This window comes from Rhizobium sp. P1_E6 (genome assembly GCF_056405875.1).
Genome location: NZ_JBFUBG010000208.1, coordinates 1 through 2,828 on the forward strand (window position 1 = coordinate 1; position 2,828 = coordinate 2,828).

Genomic DNA, 2,828 nt, shown 5'->3' on the forward strand with positions numbered 1-2,828 from the left:
TGCCGATGGTGACGCTGATTACGCGCAAGGCCTATGGCGGCGCCTATGACGTCATGGCGTCGAAACATATCGGTGCCGACGTCAACTACGCCTGGCCGACAGCGGAGATTGCCGTCATGGGCGCCAAGGGCGCGACCGAGATCCTTTACCGCTCTGAACTTGGCGACCCGGAAAAGATTGCGGCTCGGACAAGGGAATACGAGGAACGCTTCGCCAATCCGTTTGTCGCTGCGGAACGCGGCTTTATCGATGAAGTCATCATGCCACATTCCTCACGCCGTCGCATTGCCCGCGCCTTCGCCTCGCTGCGCAACAAACAGGCCGATGTGCGATGGCGCAAGCACGACACGATACCACTCTAAACAATTCAGGCGCCCCGACACCTGATGCCCGGCACCATTGGATCTGGCATCTGACGCGAGAGAACCACGCCAAAACCGCTCCGCGCTGACGTTATCGAAATAGGGATAAACCCATGAACATTCATGAATATCAGGCCAAGGCTCTGCTGAAGGGCTATGGCGCGCCGGTCGCGCAGGGTGTGGCTATCCTCAAGGTTGAAGAAGCCGAGGCTGCCGCCAAGTCGCTTCCCGGCCCGCTTTATGTCGTCAAGAGCCAGATCCATGCTGGCGGCCGTGGCAAGGGCAAATTCAAGGAACTCGGCCCGGATGCCAAGGGTGGCGTTCGTCTCGCCAAGTCGATCGACGAAGTCGTTGCCCATGCGAAGGAAATGCTCGGCAACACGCTGGTGACCGCGCAGACCGGCGAAGCCGGCAAGCAGGTCAACCGCCTCTACATCGAAGACGGCGCCGACATTGCCCGCGAGCTCTATTGCTCGCTGCTGGTCGATCGTTCGGTCGGTCGTGTGGCTTTCGTGGTTTCCACCGAAGGCGGCATGGATATCGAAGCTGTCGCCCACGACACGCCCGAGAAGATCCACACGATCGCGATTGATCCGGAAGCCGGTGTTACGGCTGCCGACGTTGCAAAGATCGTCAAGGCGCTTGAGCTCGATGGTGCGGCCGCCGAAGACGCCAAGTCGCTTTTCCCGGCGCTCTACAAGGCATTCGGCGAAAAGGACATGGCTCTCCTCGAGGTCAATCCGCTGATCGTCATGAAGGACGGCCATCTGCGCGTTCTCGACGCCAAAATGTCTTTCGACGGTAACGCCCTGTTCCGTCACGACGACGTCAAGGCGCTGCGCGACGAGACGGAAGAAGACGCCAAGGAAATCGAGGCCTCCAAGTGGGATCTCGCCTATGTGGCGCTCGACGGCAACATCGGCTGCATGGTCAACGGTGCTGGCCTTGCCATGGCGACGATGGACATCATCAAGCTCTACGGCAAGGAGCCGGCAAACTTCTGCGACGTCGGCGGCGGCGCCGGCAAGGAGAAGGTCGCTGCAGCCTTCAAGATCATCACCGCAGACCCCAAGGTCGAAGGCATTCTCGTCAACATCTTCGGCGGCATCATGAAGTGCGATGTCATTGCCGAGGGCGTTATTGCCGCAGTCAAGGAAGTCGGTCTCAAGGTTCCGCTCGTCGTTCGCCTTGAAGGCACGAACGTCGATCTCGGCAAGAAGATCCTGAACGARTCGGGTCTGGCCATTACGGCGGCTGACGACCTGGACGATGCGGCCAAGAAGATCGTCGCGGCGATCAACGGCTAATTTTGAAGGATCTGAAAGAATGTCTATTCTCGTCAATAAAGACACCAAGATCCTCGTTCAGGGTCTGACCGGCAAGACCGGCACGTTCCACACCGAACAGGCGCTTGCTTACTACGGCACGCAGATGGTCGGCGGTATCCACCCGAAGAAGGGTGGAGAAACCTGGACCGGCTCGAAGGGCGAAAGCCTGCCGATCTTCGCAACCGTTGCCGAAGGCAAGGAAAAGACCGGCGCCGACGCGTCCGTCATCTATGTTCCGCCGGCAGGTGCAGCTGATGCGATCATCGAAGCGATCGACGCCGAGATCCCGTTCATCACCTGCATTACTGAAGGTATCCCRGTCCTGGACATGGTGCGCGTCAAGGCTCGCCTCGAGCGCTCCAAGTCGCGCCTGCTCGGACCGAACTGCCCGGGCATCATGACGCCGGAAGAATGCAAGATCGGCATCATGCCGGGCTCGATCTTCCGCAAGGGTTCGGTCGGGATCGTTTCCCGTTCGGGCACGCTGACCTACGAAGCCGTTTTCCAGACCTCCAATGAAGGTCTCGGCCAGACGACTGCTGTCGGTATCGGCGGCGACCCGGTCAAGGGCACCGAGTTCATCGACGTGCTYGAAATGTTCCTGGCCGACGAAGCCACGACCTCGATCATCATGATCGGCGAAATCGGCGGTGCGGCTGAAGAAGACGCAGCCCAGTTCCTCAAGGACGAAGCCAAGAAGGGCCGCAAGAAGCCGATGGCCGGCTTCATCGCGGGCCGTACGGCGCCGAAGGGCCGCACCATGGGTCATGCCGGTGCTGTGGTTTCCGGCGGCAAGGGCGATGCGGAATCGAAGATCGCGGCAATGGAATCGGCAGGCATCAAGGTGTCTCCGTCTCCGGCCCGCCTCGGCAAGACGCTGGTTGAAGTCCTCAAGGGCTAGACCTTCGGCAAGGCCGAAACACTAATGATGGAATTCGTAGCGCAACTACAGGCGTTACTTGCGGGATCTAGGGCATGTTCAAGAAAATTCTGATCGCAAACCGGGGCGAAATCGCTTGTCGGGTCATCAAGACGGCAAAGAAGCTCGGCATCGCGACGGTGGCCGTCTACTCCGATGCCGACGCCGAAGCGTTGCATGTGAAGATGGCCGATGAAGCAATCCACATCGGCCGTGCAC

General features: G+C 59.8%; 4 protein-coding genes. All 4 read left to right on the forward strand.

The window, feature by feature from the left end; genetic code table 11:
* The coding region (locus AC1D35_RS35315; RefSeq protein WP_477942580.1) for a carboxyl transferase domain-containing protein at positions 1-362 on the forward strand (362 nt) is incomplete at its 5' end.
* A 113-nt stretch (positions 363-475) separates the two neighbouring features.
* Positions 476-1,669 carry an ADP-forming succinate--CoA ligase subunit beta gene (sucC, locus tag AC1D35_RS35320; RefSeq protein WP_477942582.1) on the forward strand — a complete coding sequence of 398 codons (1,194 nt, stop codon included), beginning with the start codon at positions 476-478 and terminating at the stop codon, positions 1,667-1,669.
* Positions 1,670-1,688: 19 nt separating this feature from the next.
* Positions 1,689-2,591, forward strand: a complete 903-nt coding sequence (gene sucD / locus AC1D35_RS35325) for a succinate--CoA ligase subunit alpha (protein WP_003543511.1) — start codon at positions 1,689-1,691, stop codon at positions 2,589-2,591.
* 74 nt (positions 2,592-2,665) lie between these two features.
* The coding region (locus AC1D35_RS35330; RefSeq protein ID WP_477942584.1) for a biotin carboxylase N-terminal domain-containing protein at positions 2,666-2,828 on the forward strand (163 nt) is incomplete at its 3' end.